We start from the raw sequence: 19875 nt of genomic DNA, 5'->3' as shown, positions 1-19875 counted from the left end.
AAGCTAGTATGTATTTATACCATTACGGCTTACGCGAACTGCCTTTTACCATAACGCCGAACACGCAGTTCTACTATGACTTGAAAAGCCACCACGAGGCTTTCGAGGTGGTTTTGACTGCGCTGAAAACCGGTGAAGGCTTTATTAAAATTACCGGAGAAGTCGGAACCGGTAAGACCTTGCTGTGCCGACGTTTGTTAAACGATATTCCTGATTTTTTTAAAACCGCTTACATTCCGGATTCATATCTTGATCCGGCTGAGCTAAGGCTGGCTATTGCTCAGGAACTGGGTTTGGAAACTGAGGAAATAACCAATCAGCAACAGTTAGCGCGCGCATTGCAACAACGCTTGCTGGACATAAATAAAAATGGGCAGGCCGTGGTGATACTCATTGATGAGGCACAGGCGCTTCCGGAAGAAAGTCTCGAAGCTTTGCGTTTGTTGTCCAACTTAGAAACTGAGCGGCGTAAATTGGTGCATATTGTTTTACTGGGTCAGCCGGAACTGGATGAGCGTTTGTCACAAAAAGCCTTTAGGCAACTTCGTCAGCGAATCAGTTTTTCACATAAATTAACCGCCATGAATGCGGATGAGACGGCGGAGTATATAGCGCACCGTATGGATGTTGCCGGTTACCAAGGCACTCCGATATTTGACTGGAAGTTAGTTCGGCGATTACACCGTTGCAGCCGTGGCGTGCCCCGTTTAATTAACATGCTGTGTCATAAAATGCTGCTGCTGGCATACGGAGAGGGGCGTCATCAGCTGTCGACACATGACTTAAGGTTAGCGGTTAATGACACCGAAGACGCGGAATTGACTCGTTCCGTATGGCTTCCCGTAACTGTGTCTGTGTGTGTATTTTTTCTGGCGGCAGCCGCGCTCAGTTATTGGCAAATGGGTGGTTCGCTATGAGCGTTATTAATAAAGTTTTAAAAGATTTAGACCGTCGGGGGCAACAGCCTTTTTCAAAAAGAGCTGCGAGTAGCGCCGTAGAGCGCCGCAGTAGTCATCGTTTAGGGTTATGGTTGCTGGCGCTGATGCTGGTGATTGTTCTGGCTTTAGTGGTTTTCTGGTGGCAGTCGCGTTCAGAAAATACGATGACGGTAACGGAAAGCGGGCCGGCTGAAATGCCAAAACTGCAAGAGCGGGTTGAACCCTTAATTGATGCTGCGGTAATAAAAGTACCAGCCGAGCGAACCCCTATTTCAGAAAGAGCTTTGCAACAATCTAGTGAAATAGTAACAAAAGATTTAGCTTCGATTACGGTTCCGGAAGTGGAGCAGGACTTCCCCGAAAAAGCAGAATCTGAACCAGAAGAGCCAGCGCTGGCTGCTAAAGAGACCGAAAGTGAAGCGGAAAAAGGTGGTGAATTTAGCAAGCAGCCCGTGCAGCTCTCGCCAGCAGAAATTTCCGCGCAACATATTGAGAAAGCACAAAAAGCTCAGCAACAGGGGCGTTTAACTTCGGCAGAAGATCACTGGCGTAAGGCGCTGGCTGTTACACCGGAAAACAAAGAAGTGAGAAAAAAACTGGCGGCTTTGCAGTTTGGCCGGAATAAGGTTTCGCAGGCATTAACAACGCTGGAGGCCGGTTTTAAACTGAACCCAGATGACTTTGAGTTTCGCCTGCTAAGTGCCCGAATCCTGGAGAAAGAAGCGCGACCTGCCGCGGCACTAAGTTTGTTGAAGCAAGCGACGCCGGATGCCGGCCTCTATCCAGAGTATGTGCAGAAGCAGGCGCTGTTAGCTCAGGCTCAGGGTGACTACCAGGCAGCGGCTGACGCGTATCAGCGCCTTATTGAGTCCGAACCTGCACAAGGCCGCTGGTATTTAGGTAAAGCCGTTGCGCAACAGGAGTTCGCGCCGGAAGCCGCTGTTGCCTCTTACCAGAAAGCGTTTAAACGGATAAAGCATCAGCCGACTCTGGACTTTATTGAGCAGCAAATTACGTCTTTACAGGTAACTGAAGCAGGTGAGCAATGAAGCGTCCTCGTCTTAAAATGCGATTAGGCGATTTGCTTGTTCACGAGCAAATCATCAGTGAAGAGCAGCTGCAAAAAGCGCTAGAGCAACAGCGCATTAGCGGGCGTAAGCTGGGCGCGACCTTAACCGATCTCGGTTATATTTCCGAACAACAGTTACTCGAATTCCTGGCGCAGCAACTTAAACTGCCGCTTATCAGTATTTCTGAACGTAAAATTCCGGCTGAAGCCTTTAAATTGCTGCCCGAAGTTCAGGCGCGTCGGCATCGGGCATTGGTTATAGAAGCCAGCGAGGAGCAGGCCTTAGTTGGCATGAGTGACCCGGCCGACTTGTCCTCAATTGATGCGATAAACCAGTTGCTTGCTCCGCGTCAGGTAGAGTTGGCAGTGGTTCCTGAAGGCGAGTTGATGCAGGCGTTTGATAACCTTTATCGACGCACCAAAGAAATTGAAACCTTTGCCAGCCAGCTGCAGGACGAATACGAAGATACCAGTGAGTTTGAACTGGGGCAGTTAAGCCTCGACGAAGATACCGATGAAGCCACGGTGGCTAAGTTACTGCAGTCCATTTTTGAGGATGCGGTGCAAGTCCGAGCTTCGGACATTCACATAGAGCCGGACGATCGTAAACTACGGATTCGCCAACGTGTTGACGGCGTCCTGCAGGAAAATGTGCTGGAAGAAACCAACATCGCCAACGCACTGGTTCTGCGTTTGAAGCTTATGGCCGGGCTGGATATTTCTGAACGACGCCTGCCGCAGGACGGCCGGTTTAATATTAAAATTCGCAAACACAGTATCGATGTGCGGGTATCAACCATGCCGGTGCAATATGGCGAGTCCTGTGTATTGCGTCTGTTGGACCAGTCTGCCGGACTATTGTCGCTGGAGCAAACCGGTATGCCTGCTTCTATTGTTAAGCGTATACGGGCGTTAATTAAACGTCCGCATGGCATGTTGCTGGTAACCGGGCCTACCGGCTCGGGTAAAACCACGACGCTTTATGGTGCACTTAGCGAGCTGAATACCGAAGGCAAAAAGGTGATTACGGTTGAAGACCCGGTTGAGTACCGTTTGCCGCGTATTTCGCAAGTGCAGGTGAACAGTAAAATTGGGCTGGATTTCTCACGGGTTCTGCGCACCACCTTACGTCAGGATCCCGACATTATTATGGTTGGTGAGATGCGCGACCATGAAACCGTTGAAATTGGTTTGCGCGGCTCTATTACCGGTCACCTGGTTTTATCTACTCTGCATACCAATGACGCCATTACCAGTGCTATGCGTTTAATTGATATGGGCGCGCCGTCCTATTTGGTCGCTGCTGCGCTACGAGGCATTTTGGCACAACGTTTGGTACGCCGGGTTTGCGATAAATGTGCCGAGAGTTATCAGCCGGATGAAGCCGAAAGCCAGTGGCTGGAGCACTTACGTGAGGGCAGCTCTGACTATTCGTTTAAACGGGGTGTGGGCTGCCAGACATGCAACCATACCGGCTACCGTGGGCGTATTGGTGTGTTTGAACTGCTGGAAATGAATACGCCAATGATGGACGCCCTGCGTGATGGTAATACACGAGAGTTTGCAATAGCAGCGAAAGCGCACCCGGGTTATCAGTCTATGGCCACGGTTGCACTGGACTATGCCCGTGAAGGTATTACCAGCGTCGATGAAGTCTTATTTCTGGCTGAAAGTGTTGAGGACAGTATCTGATGCAGTTTCGGTATCGCGCACGGGATAAAGCCGGTCAGTTACAGCAGGGCTCGCTGGATGCCAGTGATGAGCGCAATGCCGCCGATATGCTGATGCGTCGCGGCCTGGTTCCGTTGTCGGTTAATTCCGTAAAAAGTCAGAGCTTTTCCTTCTTAAACAGTGGCTTTGGGGAAAGTTTAAAGTCTGCGTTTCAGCAAAAAGTGTCACTGGACGAGTTGATTATATTTTGTCGACAAATGTATTCGCTGACGCAAGCCGGTATCCCTATGCTGCGGGCTATTGAAGGGCTGGCAGATACAACCCAGAACAAGCGCTTACGTAAAACCTTACAGGATGTGCATGAGCAACTGGAGCGGGGGCGAAACTTGTCGTCAGCCATGTCGAATCACCGGGGCGTTTTTCCGCGGCTGGTTATTGCTATTGTGCATGTGGGTGAAAATACCGGTCAGCTGGAAGAGTCCTTCCAACAGCTTTCGGTTTATTTAGAAAAAGAACAAGACACCAGAAAGCGGATAAAAGCCGCCACCCGCTACCCAAGCTTTGTTCTTATTGCGCTTGTAATAGCCATGTTTGTACTGAATATTTTCGTGATCCCAACTTTCGCGTCAATGTTCAGCCGGTTTAATGTTGAACTGCCATGGGCAACCCGCGCCTTGTTGGGCTCGTCTGAGTTTTTCGTTGCCTATTGGCATGTGTTGTTGATTGCAATGGTCGGTACTTTTTTCGGCCTCAGGTATTACATAGCGACCGACAGCGGAAGACTGAACTGGGACAGTCTGAAGTTAAAAACACCTATTATTGGCTCCATTTTAATGCGTTCCATGTTAGGTCGTTTTGCCCGCAGTTTCTCGGTCATGATAGGAGCCGGGGTTCCGCTGACACAGGCTTTATCTTTGGTTGCTGAAGCGGTTGATAACGCCTGGATGGAAAAACGTATTATTGAAATGCGGCGCGGCATTGAACGAGGTGAGAACTTGTCGCGAGTTGCCCGTCAGTCAGGCCTGTTTACGCCATTAATTTTGCAAATGATATCCGTTGGTGAAGAAACCGGCCGGGTTGATGTTTTGCTGTTAGAGGTCGCTGAATATTACGAACGTGAAACCGACTACGATCTCAAAACTTTAACCGCTCGTATTGAGCCATTAATGATAGCTGTTGTTGCCGTTATGGTATTGATTCTCGCGCTGGGCATATTCACCCCAATGTGGGACATGATGAGCGCGTATCAGGGACGGTAATGACCAGAGCCGAAACGGATGAGCGCAAGGGTATTCAGCGGCTGCAGAATATTCTGGTGGTATTGCTGTTGTTGGTCTTGGCTGCCGTGGCGGCCAGAATGGTTTTGGTGGAAGAGCCGCAAAAATGGCGTCAGACCGAGTTGGATATTGCGGTTTCGCGTTTTATTGACTCGCTTTGGCTGGCCAGAACTGAGTGGATGCGCCGCGGTAAGCCAAAAGAAGTTGCTTTGCTTTATGAAAATAAAGCGCAGCAAACCACTGTAGTAATGAATGAGCAAGGGTGGCCGTCGGTTAAGGCGGGGTGTTTGCAGTTGTGGCAGCAGCTGGGCAGTAACGTGCCGGGCAGTGCTTTAGATACGGAATTAGAGAACGGGAATTGCCATTACAGAATTAACCAAAGCCCTTGGTTTACCTATAAAAGTGACCGGGGTCAGGTTGTTCGGAAATAACCCGGGAACTCGGTGTTAAGTGTTAAGGAAATGTAATAAAATGGATTCTATTGGAGTTTTAGTATGAGAGCTAAAATGAGTAAAAAACAGCAGGGTTTTACCATCATCGAGCTGATTATTGTCGTAGTCATTCTCGGCTTGTTGGCAGCCGCCGCCATTCCGCGCTTCACCGATGTGTCATCGGATGCTGAAGACGCCGCCCTAGAAGGTGTTGCCGGTGGCTTTGCCAGTGCGGTTGGTATTGTTCGCGGCGAATGGGAACTGAGTGGTCGTCCGAAAGGCGCCAGTGACACCGGTGCAGGTGCTGAAGTGTCTATGGATCAAATTCAGCTTTACGTAGACGGCAGCACGGGTTATCCGGTAAGCGGTGATAACAATCAGGCGCACGACGAAAATTTAGCGGCAACAGACTGCGTCAGTGTTATGCAGTCTATTTTGCAGGGCGCACCAACGGTCACAACCAATTTTAATAACCTGAACGAAACACGCTATTTTACTTACGTGACACAAGATAGCGCTGCAGGTAACGATATGTGTGTTTACTATTTAGCGAACACCATAAAAAATGAAACAGAAGCTCCGTCGGGTGATGATTATCTGACAGTGGGTAATGCTTTCGTTTATAATCCACGCAACGGCGGCGTGAGTATTCACAGCAACAACCAGTAAGTTTTTTTACAACAATTGAGAGTTTTAATTATGCGCAATCAAAAAGGTTTTACCCTGATCGAACTGATCATCGTTATTGTAGTTTTGGGGATTTTAGCAGTAACGGCTGCGCCTCAGTTTATTAATTTTTCTAGTGATGCTCGTGCCAGTGCCTTAAAAGGTATGGAAGGTTCGGTTAAAGGAGCTACACAGCTTGCTTATTCAAAAGCTGCGATTAAAGGAGTGGAAACTCAACCGTCAGCTTCGATTCAAGTTAAAGGTAATTCCAACGTAGCATTGACGTTTGGTTATCCGGCCGCTTCTGAAGCCGGTATCATAAGCGTTCTTGACGGGGGCTTTGCGTCTGACCTTAGCAGTGACTGGGTCTATGAAGCAGGTAGCCAAGACGATGGTTCTGGTGGCACGGAATCAACAGGTGAAATATTTATAGCTCAGTCTTCGTCAGTTAATGGCTCAGGTACAGATGGAGCCTATAGCTCTGGTGATATTGTTAGTTCACAATGTTATCTAACCTATACCGCAGCCTCAGCAACAACGGCTACACCTCCTGTAATTTCACCCGCAAGTGTTACAGTTACAGCCGACGGCTGTTAAAAACAACGAAGCCCGCAGCTCCCTCTGCGGGCTTTCAAACTAAGGCCGCATATGAAGTCCAAAGGCTTCACACTTATAGAGCTTATCATCATACTGGTGATCATCGGTATCCTCGCCGTATCGGTCAGCCCCGTTTTTTTTGATAGCTCCGGTACGCAAAGTCTCGTTTTAAGACAGCGAGCAATAAGTATTTTGCGCAGCATTCAGCAACAAGCGATGCAAAATATAGACAAAAGCCTCCAACTAGAGGTCCGTCTTGAGGTAACACAAAACACACTGGGTGTTCCTCCATACAACAATGAAAACAACCTTCAAATTAGCAACATTGAAGGCGTAAACTTTTCATTCTCATATTCAGGCTCAGACGTTTTGCCCGCCACTATTGCATTTGATGCGCTAGGCAGACCAATTGTTTTTAACGGGTCAGGAAAAGAAGTCAGCGGTTGTGCTAGCGCTTGCACTATCACGATTAAAGAACGTTCGGGTGTGGAACGGGTAATTGGCATTAATAAAGAGGGCTTTATTGATGCGCGCTAATATTTCTAAGGGCTTTACACTTATAGAGGTGGTTGTCGGCTTAGTCGTTATTGCCATAGTTACTTTGGTCATTACGGTTGGGATGGGCTCAGTGTTTCGTCAAACGGAGGATCCATGGCAACAAGTTCGCGCGGCTGAGTTAGGTCAAAGTTTGATGAATGAGATTATGTCGCGAAAGTTTGATGAGATGAATACATCTACTTTACGCTGCTCCATGGATTCTGAACCCTGTACTAATCCCCTCCCTCCGTCTGAAGCGAGTTGCCCTGCAGTGGGTGAAGATTTACCTAACGTTGATCCAATCGACCCAGATACTCCAACTATTCTGGAAACTCGCAGTGAGTTTGATGATGTCGATGATTTTAATTGTTTAGGTATTACCCTCACAGGGTTGAATAATGTTTTTGGTAACAACATTGAGCTGGATTTCTATCGGGGTTTTAGTGCGGAGGTTCGAGTTTTCAATGTTACTGATGATAAACTCAAACAAATCGATGTTGTTATCATCACCCCGCAGGACGAGCGTATAAAGTTTTCAGCGCAGCGGGGCAATTGGTAATGAAAGTAAAAGGCTTTACCTTAGTTGAGCTCATTATCGTCATTGTGTTACTGGCTGTTATCTCAACTTTCACCTTCCGCTTCGTCGGTATTGGCGCCGAAATGTATGCAACAGGAGCCTCCCGTCTTCAACTATTAGAGCAAAGTCGTTTTGCGGTAGAGCGTATAACGCGTGAGCTCAGGAATTCCGTCCCTAATAGTGCAAGAGTTACGAATGGTAACCAGTGTCTGGAGTTCGTTCCTGTTAAAGCTGCCGGTACCTATTACGATGCGCCTTTTTCTTCGTCTTCTTCGGCATCGCTGGATTTTGTATCGCTATCGACCGGATGGGATGAGATTGTTGATGACGAGACGTCGACAGCTTCTTTAGTATACCCGCTGTATGACCGTTTGTTTATTTATGCCACCCAGGCTATTTATATTTACCAGGATGAATCCTCCTTTCCCAGACGCTGGGCAAAAGTTGAAGACGACACCACGCGTGAGAGCGCCTTAACCGATTTGGAGCTTGAGCCGGACAGTTACTTTGCGCAGAAATCTCCCCTTCGTAGAATGTATGTGGGGAAGCCCCCGGTACGCTTTTGCGTGGAAGGAACGCAGTTAATACGCTACAGCAATTACGGCTGGGAAAACCCTCCCGATGGGGATGACGGGGTTGTGATTAGTGAACACTTGATGAATTCTTCGAGTGGCGCAATATCATTTAGAGTTATTAACGCGGAGTTAATGCGAAACAACGTTGTGCATATATTCTTAGAGTACCAATCGCCGAACGCGGAGCCGCTGTTCTTTAACCAAAAGATTCATATTCCCAATGCACCTTAACAGTTCAAAGTATCACCCTATAAAGAAACAGCAAGGCAGCACCTTAGTGGCCGCGATTTTCGTGATCGTGGTATTGGGCGCGCTGGTTGCTGGCCTGTCGAGCTTAGTAAGAACGACTTCGGAAAGTGTGGTGGTTGAAGTTTTAGGCGCGCGCAGCTTTATGGCTGCACAGTCAGGTTTAGAACGCGGAATGGTTAAACTATATTCTCCGAATCAAAATCCTGTAGAAATCTGCAGGAATTTTTCTCTTGATAATGAAAGTGGCAATGTTCTGGATTTAGATACTAACTGTAAGGCAACGGTGACTTGCCGAGAACCACACGAATATGAGCTAGAGTCAAAAGAAGTTGAGGTTCATCTTAGGCTAGAGTCGGTTGGCTCATGCACTGGCGGCAAAGAAGAAACCTCGCGGAAACTCGCAATTGAAACACGTGTAAGGGTGGAGAACTGATGAGCATATTGAAGGGATTTCAGTTCGTCTTAACCATTGTAGTCGCTTTTGCGTCGCTTCCCGCTATGGCCGCCAATTACAATCTGCCCAATAATAATCTTCCCGGGTGTTCTAAATCTGGTAATACCTATACGTGTCCTAACGGGTTAAACCTGAACTTCCGCGACCGAATCCAAATTTCCGGCAATAATTCGGTTGTGATTAATGTGAATGGAAATTTTAATCTCGGCTCTGAAATGCGCATTAACGAGAATGGCAGCGCTCAGCAGTTAACAATTACTACCACAGGCTCATATAACGGCGGCTTCCGAAGCGTTATTAACGCGAATATTAGCAGCCAGCAAAACATCACCCTGGCCAATGAGAATATCTTTTCCGGTTCTTTAGTTGCGGCAAACGATGTCTCCGTCGGTTTTCGAACAAATATTGATGGTTCTATCCGGTCGACCAATGGCAGCGTTATTTTACAGGGTGAAAACAGTATTACGGGTAATGTCGATGCCCGAGATAATGTCATTGTGCGCTTCTTAACGGAGGTCAATGGCAACCTTAACGCGACAAACGGCAACGTTATTCTGGAAGGACAAAACGATGTTTCCGGTGTTATTTTCAGTGGCGGTGACACCATTTTACGTTTTCGTTCAGACGTTGAAGGGGCAATTACTAGTGACGGGCGAGTTGTTTTAGAAGGAGAGAACACCGTTAATGGTAATATTATTGCAGGCGACGACGTAACACTTAGATACGGCTCCGATGTAAATGGTGATATTGATGCAGATGGCAGCGTAACGCTGGATGGGGCGAATCTTGTTGATGGAAATATTAACGCTACTGACAGGGTCACCATTCCTAACTCAAGCACGGTAACAGGCTATGTGAATGCTCCGCAGATTATTGACGAAAGTAATGTTCAGGGTGAAACCTGTGACATCAACAATAACGAAGGGCCTTGCGGAAGTGAGCCTCCGGACCAGCCGTTAGATGGGCTTGGTTACTGGACTTTTGATCAACCCGAGTGGCGCGGGCAGTTTGGTGAGGTTCTGGATATTTCCGGCAACGGTCTGCACGGGCAAGCATTAAGAGGGGCTAATACTTCAGGGTTTAATCCGGCAATTGCAGGCAGCCCCGGCACCTGCCGTTATGGAAAATTTAATGGCGATAACGCAGTGCGTGTAGATAACGCTCAGTCAATTGCTAATGCTGAATCGGTAAGTGTTGCATTTTGGTTTAAAGGCAGTGCCACTGAGCAAAATCAGTCGGATCGTTACCAGAGTCTTTTAGTGATAGGTAACGGACCTACTGAAGGGGCTTCCGGACGTTTCGAAGTTTACCGGCAGGACACCCGCGATGGTGGCGGACTCTATTTTGAAATACGCCGCAATAACGGTCAAATTGTTAATGTCGAAGCAGGCAATACGCAACAAGGCCAGGCCAACTTGCTGGATGATAACTGGCATCATCTGGCGGCTTCTTATGACAGTAATGCACGACGTTTAACTCTTTATATTGACGGGCAACGGGCTGATCAAACCTCATTTAATGGGTCATCCAACTTGAACCCTGTTGTCCCCCGTTTGTATATTGGCGGACAAGGAACTGGGGAAAACAGCTTCTACGGTGAAATTGATGAGGTTTTTATTGATGACAAGGTTCTCACCGAAAGTGACGTGGCAACATTAAAAAGCATTACGCGACCTTGTAATGACCAGCGACCACTTTGTGAAGATGTCTGGCCTGTTGCTTTTGAAGTGCCGAATAACGTACCTAAACCTTTTGATTTACCGGATCGCTCCTACAATACGCAGCTTCCCGCGCAGTTGCAGCCAATTGATTACTTACGTACCGGAAATTTCAGTAACACCGGCTTTAATTACACCACCAATGGGCAAACCTCTCGTGTCTATATAGATGGTGATGTGACTATTCAATCCGGACGCCGTATTAACGTTGGCGGTAATGCCAATGAAATGATGCTGATTGTAACGGGCGATTTAACGTTAGAGCAGGATGTCCAGTTTAATGGGTACATATACGTTGCTGGTAATTTTCTTTTTGAGCGTAGTTTCTTCTTTTGGCAGACATCAGAAGTAACCGGCGGAGTGAGTGTTGGTGGGCGAAGCTTTGCCACAGGTAACTTCGGTTTTTTTGATCCCGAAGTGAATTATCAGGCGCCTGCAGAACCCATTGCCGGAGGTAACTTCTGTAGAGCGTCCGATACGGCGCCACCTGTGTCGCCAGTGCATCATTACCAGCTGTCTTATAACAGCCCGGCATTGACCTGCTCTGCTGCTGACATTGAGGTTACCGCCTGTGCCAACGCCAGCTGCTCGGAATTGTATGCGGGTAGCAGCACCATTCAGTTAAATTCTACAGCAGGAGGTTGGTCAACTAACCCTGTTTCGGCTTCTCCGGTGGGTAACACTAGCCTGGAACAGATTAATGCCGGCACTTATCCTCTCGCCATTGAAACAACAGGGACTTTACCGCAACCGCAGAATCCGATGCGTTGTTTAGTTAATGGGAACTTGTCGGAGAACTGCAATATTGAGTTTACCGATACCGGATTCATTTTCACTAGTGGTGATAACTTTGAGGATACTGATATTCCGTCACAGGTGTCAGCTGTGCCTTTTAATAATCTGCAATTGCGTGCAGTGGAAACGAACAGTCAGACATTGGCTTGTCAGGCTGTGACGCAGCCTTTGAACTCGGTATCTATGAGTATGAACTGTGTTGACCCTGACCAATGTTTGATGGGGGCGTCTGTTAATGAAACAGAGGTGACAGAAAATAGCACCAGTAATATCAATGTTAGCTTTACTGACGGAAAAGCGCCTCTGGAAATCAACTATAAAGACGCTGGTGCTATCAATTTAACAGCGGAAGCCACTTTACCGAATGGGAAGACGTTAAGGGGAACGTCGGAAGCTTTTGTATGGCGCCCCGCAAGTATTGATGTCGAAGCCAGTCAGGACACCTCAAGCAATTACGACGGAACTATTTTAGCAAAAGCTGGAGAAGTTTTTTCCGCACAGCTTATCGCGATTAATGATGAAGGTGACGTCACACCAAACTTCGGTAATGAAGCTGCTCCTGAAACATTACAGCTTATGGCTCAGACTGAGGCGGTTGAATCTTATAACGGTGAAATAACGAATGCTGATGGATTTACTAAGGATGGAGCCAGTGTCTTTACAAACTCGGGGCTTACCTACACTGAAGTCGGCTCAACTCGGGTAACTGCATATATAAGAAGCCAGAATTATTTGCCTGGCTACCACGCGTCTCCAATTATGTTGACAACGGAGAGTGAAGTAGGAAGGTTTATCCCTTACGAATTTCAAATGGAAACCTTCGGTGGTTTCAGCGGTGTCTGTAACAGGAATAATGAAAGCCAGGGCGACGAATTTTATTATATAGGGGAGGCGCAGCTATTAGGAGCAAGCTTTACCTTAACAGCGGTTAATAAAAATGGTGAAACGACTAAGAATTACCCGACAGAAGTTGTCGAGGGTGAGTTGGAGTTCTATCCGTTTAATGAGGTAAATGGTAATCCTGAACCTTTGAACCCAAGCCAGCTTTTTGCAACAGACGTTGAACTTGAATGGGGGCAAGATGAAGAGAGTGCGGGAACGGCTTCGTTCAAGTCGCTTACCCCGTCAGTTACTTACCGTCGAAACGGTGCAGAAGAAGGCCCTTATGAAGACTATAAATTGGGAATTCAGTTTAATGATAGCGAAGGCGGCAATTATTATTCGATAATAACAGAGTCTAACCTTCCGGCGGCTGCCCAGGCACCAGCATTCAAACTGTATGATAGTGTAAAGTTACTTTACGGGCGCTTTGTTTTAGATAATATCTTCGGCGCCGAAGTTGATGACCTTCCGCTGTCTGGTCGAGCCCAGTTTTGGAACGGTGATAATTTCGTCAAAAATACTAATGATAACTGCTTTACTGTCTCAGTATCCAAACTCGACGTCCTATCGGCTATCGATCCTACAACGGAGCCGGTTACAAGCTTAGACATTGAATCTATTGAGCCGACAGATACGCCGGACTCGGTCAGTTTGGCTGAAGGTGCATTGCAGGAAGAATATAGTCCAATGGAAGACTTGTTGCGCTGGCGAGCTTATGGTTCTGCAGCCGAATTTACTTTCGAGCTGACTGTTCCTTCATTTTTGCAATACGATTGGGACGGCGACAGTAACTACCAGGATAACCCCACAGCCGAAGGTACATTCGGTATTTACAGGGGCCGCGACAGGCAAATTTACTGGCAGGAAGTGGGTTGGTAGAACGAATTATAACGATTAATCGACAATTCGATGACAATGCCTCTTGCTCTTTTGTTAACAAGCAAATAGCATAAAGCAGAGTTTAAACGAAAAATGCGGACGTTGACGAACGTTCATAATTATTACAATAACGATAGTGCGACTACAGCTTTGGCTTTTACGCCGCTTTGTTATTTTTTCAAGCTTGGAATGGAAACATGATGCGATTGGCTCGACTGGCCCTGGTAATGGCCTCTACATTGACATTCGCCTCGACGGCTCTTGCTCAGCAGGAGATGACTGTCGAAGAAATTGCTAACCAAATTTCGACTCTAGAGAGCGATTTTGAAAACTTTTCTGGCACCGTAAACACGCTTCAGCAAGAAGAGCGGGACCTGCGGGAAAAGCTACAAAACTTGCGTGAGCGCAATAGCGAACTGGAAACGAAACGCGAATCAGCACTGGCGGAAATGAATGACCGCTACCAACGTTTGGTGGAAGACCCAACAATTGATATTGCTGGCGCTCAAGAAGCGTACAAGCAAGCCGTTATGGCTCACCAACAGAATAAAGCAGACATTAAGCAGCAAGTGAGCTTGGTTAATGAGAAGGCGCGCGAAGTAGAAGAAGCGCGGGTGAGCAAACACAGCCTGATTAATGAAATTGAGACGCTAAAAGAGCAACGTAATTTAGCTCGTGTCGATCGCTTAGAAAATGAATTTAATCGTACTGGCGAACTCGAAGTGAGTCAGTCAATTAGCTGTGACCGCCAGGAAACACTGGGACAGTGTGAAAATCGTGGCAAACTCATGGCTAAACAAAAAGCGTCTAAGCAGTACCTTAATACCATTTTAGATGGTTTAAGTGAGGCTTCACTCGCTCGTGAAAATATTGAAAAAGCCAGCCCGAATGTGCAAATTCTGGGCTCTAAAACAATCAGTAACGGTTTTAGTGGCGCGGGTAACTATGGGGTTAAATTGGCGGTTGAGCTGCGTGGACAGTTACCTCAAAGCCAGGCTTGTACGTTATTGAACGTTGACATGCGCTATTGCGCGTCGGAGCAACGGCCGGGGGAGCTGCAAGCGGGTGATGAGGAAACGGTTGATAGCTCCGTCATGCACCCGTTAACCATACGCTCTAACGTGTATGACGATGAAGTTGTTATCGATGGTGTTAGCTATGGTTCTACCCCGCTGGAAGTTATGCTGCCGGGTGGTGAACATCAGATTGAAATTCTTAAGTATGGTTACTCTGCCTATGCGGAGAAAATCTTACTGAAAGACGCTACCGCTATTCGGGCTGAATTAGAGAAGTCTGATTATTCCTTTACTCGTGGCGAAAAAATTCAGGATATTCTGTATCGTGATGTTCGTGGCCCTGAACTGGTTGTCGTTCCTGCGGGTAAATTTAAGATGGGTGACCTGGTCGGCAATGGTTTACCAAATGAACGTCCGGCAGAGACGCGTGAAATTCCAACTGCCCTGGGCATCTCTGATACCGAAATTACGGTTGAGCAATTTGGGAACTTTGTCGAAGACACGGCTTATGTCACCGAGGCTGAAAAAAGTGGTACTTGCGCAAGTCTGAGCGATGGGCGTCCGCAGTTTAATGAAAAACTCAGCTGGAAAAACCCTGGGTTTAAACAGTCTGAGAGTTCTCCGGTTGTTTGCGTAAGTTATAACGACGCACAAGCTTATGCTGAGTGGTTAACTCAAAAGAGTGGCTTTAAATACAGCATTCCCACTGAAGCGGAATGGGAATACGCTGCCCGCGCCGGGTCGGAAACCGATTTCTGGTGGGGAAATGATGTTGGTTATGGCAAAGCAAACTGCCGTAACTGTGGAACAGATTGGTCAAATACACGTCCAGCTCCGGTAGCTAGTTTTCATCGTAACCCCTGGGGATTATACGATACTGTCGGTAATGTCTGGGAGTGGGCTGAAACCGATGAGGGTGTTGTAGTTAAGGGCGGAGCCTGGAACTTTACACCAAGTTTGGCTCGAGTTTCGACTAGAATGGAACTTCCGTCAGATTTTAACTCCAACTACATTGGATTCCGTGTTGTAAGAGCTCAGTAAGTACTTGCTGCGCTCTTTGCTGTCACTCTGTTAGCTTATAAGTAGGGATATACCGCTTCATGTTTAAAAAAATTCGCGGCCTTTTTTCAAACGACCTTTCTATTGACCTGGGAACAGCGAATACGCTTATCTATGTCAAAGATGAGGGGATCGTTCTGAACGAGCCGTCCGTTGTTGCCATTCGTCAGGAACGCTCAGGCGGGCCAAAATCTATCGCCGCCGTTGGTGCAGCAGCAAAACAAATGCTGGGTCGTACACCAGGAAACATTCGTGCCATTCGTCCTATGAAAGACGGTGTTATCGCAGACTTCTATGTGTGCGAGAAAATGCTCCAGTTTTTCATCAAACAAGTGCACGACAGCCACTATTTCCGGCCTAGCCCTCGTGTTCTGGTATGTGTTCCATGCGGATCAACTCAAGTAGAACGCCGTGCTATTCGCGAATCTGCATTGGGTGCAGGTGCACGCGAGGTTTACTTAATTGATGAACCAATGGCCGCTGCTATCGGTGCTGGTTTGCCAGTGTCTGAAGCTACGGGTTCGATGGTGGTTGATATTGGTGGTGGTACAACGGAAGTCGCCATTATTTCATTAAATGGTGTGGTTTATTCATCATCGGTTCGTATTGGTGGTGATAAATTTGACGAAGCCATTATTAACTATGTTCGTCGTAACTTTGGTGCACTTATTGGTGACGCAACTGCTGAACGTATTAAGCACGAAATTGGTTCTGCATTCCCGGGCGAAGAACTGAAAGAAATTGAAGTTCGTGGACGTAATCTTGCTGAAGGTGTTCCGCGTTCATTTACTCTTAACAGTAATGAAATTCTGGAAGCTTTGCAGGAACCTTTAATGGGTATTGTCAGTGCCGTTATGGTTGCGTTGGAGCAGTCTCCACCAGAGCTTGCATCGGACATATCCGAGCGCGGCATGGTGTTAACTGGTGGTGGTGCGTTACTGAAAGACATCGACCGTTTGCTTCTGGAAGAAACAGGCATTCCGGTCATTATTGCTGATGATCCGCTAACTTGTGTCGCTCGAGGCGGCGGTAAAGCTCTGGAAATGATTGATATGCATGGTGGTGATTTATTCAGTTATGAGTAATTCATGAAGACGCTGTTTGCTCGCGGTCCATCGTTACTCTCCAGGCTAGTGCTCGCACTAGCCTGTTCGTTTCTGCTGATCTTTATTGACCACCGGCTTCAGGCAATGAAGCCGGTTCGGTTATTTTTGAATTCCCTGGTTGCCCCGGTTCAATATTTGGCTATTTTGCCAGAACAGCTGCTGGATGGTGTCTCCGAATCATTAAAAACCACGTCGCAGTTAAGCAATGAAAATAAGCGGTTAAAGCAGGCTATTCTGGAATTACAGGGTGAGCAACAGCAGCTTCGCTTTCTTCAGAACGAGAATAAACGGCTACGTGAACTTCTCGGTTCAGACGCCCGCGATTCAGTCCGGCGTATGGTTGCTGAGGTCATCGCTGTTGCCTCTGAACCGTTTTCACAGCAGTTGGTCATTAATAAAGGCACACTTAGCGGAGTCTACGAAGGCCAGCCCGTACTCGACAGTCATGGCATTATTGGACAAGTGCAGGATGTAGGCGGTAATACCGCGCGCGTACTGCTACTCTCTGATCAGAGTCATGCGATATCATTGCGCTCTGAGCGCAATGATATTCGTGTACTGGCGCAGGGAACCGGCGATATAGGACGGCTGGAGTTGATGTTTATCCCCCACAGCACTGAGCTAAAAGAAGGGGATCTTCTAATGTCTTCGGGGTTAGGAGGCATATTTCCTGAAGGTTATCCGGTGGCAACAATTCGACAGATTGTCAGAGATGAGTCTCTGCCTTTTGCTAAAGTGATAGCGGATCCGGTCAGTGCGCTTGACCGCGTGCGTAATGTTTTATTGTTGTGGCCAAGCGACGGTGAACAGCAACCTATTTTTGATGAGGACGAGGAATGATAGTGATTAAACCCGGCTTCATTACGTTGTTGATTACCTATGTCATTGCGCTGACTCTTATGGTCATGCCAATGCCTGCCGCGTTCGATACCTTTCGGCCTGACTGGCCAACTTTGGTTATGCTCTACTGGATAATAGCCTTGCCGCACCGGGTAAACATGGGAACCGCTTTGGTGCTCGGTGTGCTGAGCGATATATTGCTGGGTTCTATTGTCGGTGTTCATGCTTTAGGTATGGTCGTTGTTACTTATTTTGCGGCGCGTCATTTTCAGCGTATTCGCAATTTTGCTTTAATACAGCAAGCACTGGTTATTGCCGTGCTGATTTTTATTAAGCGCTTTGTTGTGTTTGAAGCCAATGTGTTTTTGCACGACGCTGAATTTACTTTCTCTTACTTCTGGCCAGTGCTCACCTCAGCTGTTTTCTGGTTGTGGGTGTTTCCGTTACTGCGAAAAGTTCGTCGTCAATTCGGAGTGGTTTAATGCGCCTGCTGCTCGCTTCTTCTTCTCCCCGTCGGCGAGAGCTGCTGACGCTTTTGCATCGCCCCTTTGATTGCGAAGTTCCGGAAATTGAGGAGCTACGAGGGGCTCATGAGAATGCCGATGACTATGTGACTCGTCTGGCTGAAGAGAAAGCCCAGGCTGTGGCACAACGCCAACAAGCTCCCTGCTTGGTGATTGGTTCTGATACCCTGATAAGCTTTCAGGGACAAGTGCTGGAAAAACCAGAGAGTTATGAACATTTCAGTCAAATGATGAAGCAACTTTCCGGTCAGACACATCAGGTTCTGACATCAGTTAGTGTTTGCTACTGGAATGGCCACAGCGTGGTTGCCAGCGAAACAGCTTTAGTAACAACGCAGGTGGAGTTTGCCGCCCTGAGCCAGGAAGAAATAGACGCCTACTGGGAAACCGGTGAACCTCATGATAAAGCGGCTGGCTACGGTATTCAGGGCTATGGCGGGAAATTTGTAAAACGTATTGAAGGTAGCTACTTTGCTGTTGTTGGCTTACCTTTATATGAAACTGAACAGTTGTTGCGGATGTTTGAAATGACAGGTGAAGTCGATGAGCGTTGAAGTCCTAATGAATGTGACCCCCACAGAGACTCGTGTAGTGCTTGTTGAAAATGGCATCCTGCAGGAAGTCCACATTGAACGTCAGGCAAAGCGCGGCTTAGTTGGCAACATTTACATGGGTAAGGTATCGCGGGTGTTGCCGGGAATGCAGGCGGCGTTTATTGATATTGGTCTCGACAAGGCGGCTTTTTTGCATGCCTCGGATATTGTCGTTCAGGTGGATGGTGATGATTTACCTCGACCTGACGAAAAGCCACAACAAAGCATTACCGAATTGGTGCATCAGGGACAGCATATTATGGTGCAGGTGGTTAAGGACCCTCTGGGAACCAAAGGAGCGCGTTTAACCACTGACATCACCCTACCGTCGCGGTACCTGGTCTTTATGCCTAAGAGCGACCATGTAGGCGTCTCTCAGCGTATTGAAGAAGGCGAGGAGCGCGAACGTTTGCGGCAGTTGGCAGAAGAAGTCAGTAAAAGCGACGGAAAATTCATTGTTCGCACAGCGGCAGAAGGTGCTTCAGATCAGTCGCTGCGGGGCGATGCTGACTTTCTTTTCCGGCTGTGGGAGAAAATAAAAGCGCGGAAAAAATCTCAACGCAAAGTGGGCATGTTGTACGAAGACTTGAATCTTTCCTGTCGTGTACTGCGCGACTTTGTTGGCGAAGAAATAGAACGTATTCGGGTTGATTCCAAAGTCACCTTCGACACGCTCAAAGTATTTACTCAGGACTTTATTCCCGAACTAACCAAAGTCCTTGAGTATTACACCGGTGACCGGCCTATTTTTGACTTATTTGATGTCGAAAATGAAATGCAGCGCGCGCTCGACCGTCGGGTTGACTTGAAATCCGGTGGCTCTCTGATTATTGACCAAACCGAAGCGATGACCACGGTCGATATCAACACAGGTGCGTTTGTTGGTCACCGTAATCTGGAAGAAACCATATTTAATACCAATATCGAAGCCACGCAGTCGATAGCCCGTCAATTGCGGTTACGGAATCTTGGCGGCATTATCATTATCGACTTTATTGATATGCAGGACGAGGAGCATAAGCGACGGGTATTGCATAGCCTTGAACAGGCGTTAGGTAAAGACCGCGCAAAAACAACCATCAATGGTTTTACCTCGCTTGGGTTAGTGGAAATGACCCGGAAGCGGACCAGAGAAAGCCTGGAGCATGTTTTGTGCTCAGAATGCCCGGTTTGTCTTGGGCGCGGGAGCATGAAGACGGTTGAAACCGTCTGCTATGAAATTATGCGTGAAATTGTCCGGGTTCATAAAGCTTATGAAGCCGATAAGTTCGTTGTTTATGCCTCTGCACAGGTAAGTGAAGCCTTACTTAACGAAGAATCTCATGCGCTGGCTGAACTTGAGCTGTTTGTTTCGCGTCAAATAAAAATACAAACCGAACCTCTGTATAATCAGGAACAATTCGACGTAGTAATGATGTAAGG

At 47.4% G+C, this 19875-nt stretch carries 18 protein-coding genes; all 18 read left to right on the top strand.

Annotated elements, in window-relative coordinates; translation table 11 throughout:
* Positions 1–8: 8 nt before the first annotated feature.
* The 18 genes from NJR55_RS03880 to rng all read left to right on the top strand — a co-directional run bounded on the left by NJR55_RS03880 (position 9) and on the right by rng (position 19873).
* Positions 9–917: an ExeA family protein gene (locus NJR55_RS03880; RefSeq protein WP_253618011.1), complete on the top strand. Its 909-nt coding sequence runs from the start codon at positions 9–11 to the stop codon at positions 915–917.
* Entirely contained in the window at positions 914–1987 is a 1074-nt protein-coding gene (locus NJR55_RS03875; RefSeq protein ID WP_253618010.1) for a tetratricopeptide repeat protein, read from the top strand. The genes NJR55_RS03880 and NJR55_RS03875 overlap by 4 nt, the downstream gene beginning before the upstream one ends.
* Positions 1984–3699 carry a GspE/PulE family protein gene (locus NJR55_RS03870; RefSeq protein ID WP_253618008.1) on the top strand — a complete coding sequence of 572 codons (1716 nt, stop codon included), beginning with the start codon at positions 1984–1986 and terminating at the stop codon, positions 3697–3699. Before NJR55_RS03875 ends, NJR55_RS03870 begins: the two co-directional genes overlap by 4 nt.
* Entirely contained in the window at positions 3699–4937 is a 1239-nt protein-coding gene (locus NJR55_RS03865; RefSeq protein WP_253618007.1) for a type II secretion system F family protein, read from the top strand. The genes NJR55_RS03870 and NJR55_RS03865 overlap by 1 nt, the downstream gene beginning before the upstream one ends.
* Positions 4937–5386, top strand: a complete 450-nt coding sequence (locus tag NJR55_RS03860) for a Type II secretory pathway component (protein WP_253618005.1) — start codon at positions 4937–4939, stop codon at positions 5384–5386. Before NJR55_RS03865 ends, NJR55_RS03860 begins: the two co-directional genes overlap by 1 nt.
* Positions 5387–5461: 75 nt before the next feature.
* Positions 5462–6055 (top strand): prepilin-type N-terminal cleavage/methylation domain-containing protein, encoded by a 594-nt coding sequence (locus NJR55_RS03855; protein WP_253618003.1) that lies wholly within the window; start codon positions 5462–5464, stop codon positions 6053–6055.
* A 30-nt stretch (positions 6056–6085) separates the two neighbouring features.
* A complete protein-coding gene (locus NJR55_RS13705) occupies positions 6086–6649 on the top strand; it encodes a type II secretion system protein (RefSeq protein ID WP_275978033.1) in 564 nt (187 codons plus the stop codon).
* Between the two features lie 51 nt (positions 6650–6700).
* Positions 6701–7186, top strand: coding sequence for a prepilin-type N-terminal cleavage/methylation domain-containing protein (locus NJR55_RS03845; protein WP_253618002.1), 486 nt, complete (start codon positions 6701–6703; stop codon positions 7184–7186).
* On the top strand, positions 7176–7745 hold the full coding sequence (locus tag NJR55_RS03840) for a type IV pilus modification PilV family protein (protein ID WP_253618000.1): 570 nt from the start codon (positions 7176–7178) through the stop codon (positions 7743–7745). The genes NJR55_RS03845 and NJR55_RS03840 overlap by 11 nt, the downstream gene beginning before the upstream one ends.
* A complete protein-coding gene (locus NJR55_RS03835; protein WP_253617998.1) occupies positions 7745–8569 on the top strand; it encodes a PilW family protein in 825 nt (274 codons plus the stop codon). The genes NJR55_RS03840 and NJR55_RS03835 overlap by 1 nt, the downstream gene beginning before the upstream one ends.
* Positions 8559–9020, top strand: coding sequence for a Type II secretory pathway component (locus NJR55_RS03830; protein WP_253617996.1), 462 nt, complete (start codon positions 8559–8561; stop codon positions 9018–9020). The genes NJR55_RS03835 and NJR55_RS03830 overlap by 11 nt, the downstream gene beginning before the upstream one ends.
* The gene (locus NJR55_RS03825) at positions 9020–13315 is read left to right on the top strand and encodes a DUF6701 domain-containing protein (protein ID WP_253617994.1); all 4296 of its coding nucleotides are present in this window, start codon (positions 9020–9022) and stop codon (positions 13313–13315) included. Before NJR55_RS03830 ends, NJR55_RS03825 begins: the two co-directional genes overlap by 1 nt.
* Positions 13316–13512: 197 nt before the next feature.
* Positions 13513–15372, top strand: a complete 1860-nt coding sequence (locus NJR55_RS03820; protein ID WP_253617991.1) for a formylglycine-generating enzyme family protein — start codon at positions 13513–13515, stop codon at positions 15370–15372.
* Positions 15373–15431: 59 nt separating this feature from the next.
* A complete protein-coding gene (locus NJR55_RS03815; protein WP_011233642.1) occupies positions 15432–16475 on the top strand; it encodes a rod shape-determining protein in 1044 nt (347 codons plus the stop codon).
* 3 nt (positions 16476–16478) lie between these two features.
* Positions 16479–17336 carry a rod shape-determining protein MreC gene (gene mreC / locus NJR55_RS03810; protein WP_253617988.1) on the top strand — a complete coding sequence of 286 codons (858 nt, stop codon included), beginning with the start codon at positions 16479–16481 and terminating at the stop codon, positions 17334–17336.
* On the top strand, positions 17333–17818 hold the full coding sequence (mreD, locus tag NJR55_RS03805) for a rod shape-determining protein MreD (RefSeq protein WP_253617987.1): 486 nt from the start codon (positions 17333–17335) through the stop codon (positions 17816–17818). The genes mreC and mreD overlap by 4 nt, the downstream gene beginning before the upstream one ends.
* The gene (locus NJR55_RS03800) at positions 17818–18414 is read left to right on the top strand and encodes a Maf family protein (RefSeq protein ID WP_253617985.1); all 597 of its coding nucleotides are present in this window, start codon (positions 17818–17820) and stop codon (positions 18412–18414) included. Before mreD ends, NJR55_RS03800 begins: the two co-directional genes overlap by 1 nt.
* Complete coding sequence (rng, locus tag NJR55_RS03795; RefSeq protein ID WP_011233646.1) at positions 18404–19873, top strand: ribonuclease G; 1470 nt, start codon at positions 18404–18406, stop codon at positions 19871–19873. The genes NJR55_RS03800 and rng overlap by 11 nt, the downstream gene beginning before the upstream one ends.
* Positions 19874–19875: the final 2 nt, after the last annotated feature.

This window comes from Idiomarina rhizosphaerae, from assembly GCF_024159085.1.
In the GTDB taxonomy this organism is placed as follows: domain Bacteria; phylum Pseudomonadota; class Gammaproteobacteria; order Enterobacterales; family Alteromonadaceae; genus Idiomarina; species Idiomarina rhizosphaerae.
This window is presented reverse-complemented; position numbering and strand designations above follow the sequence as displayed.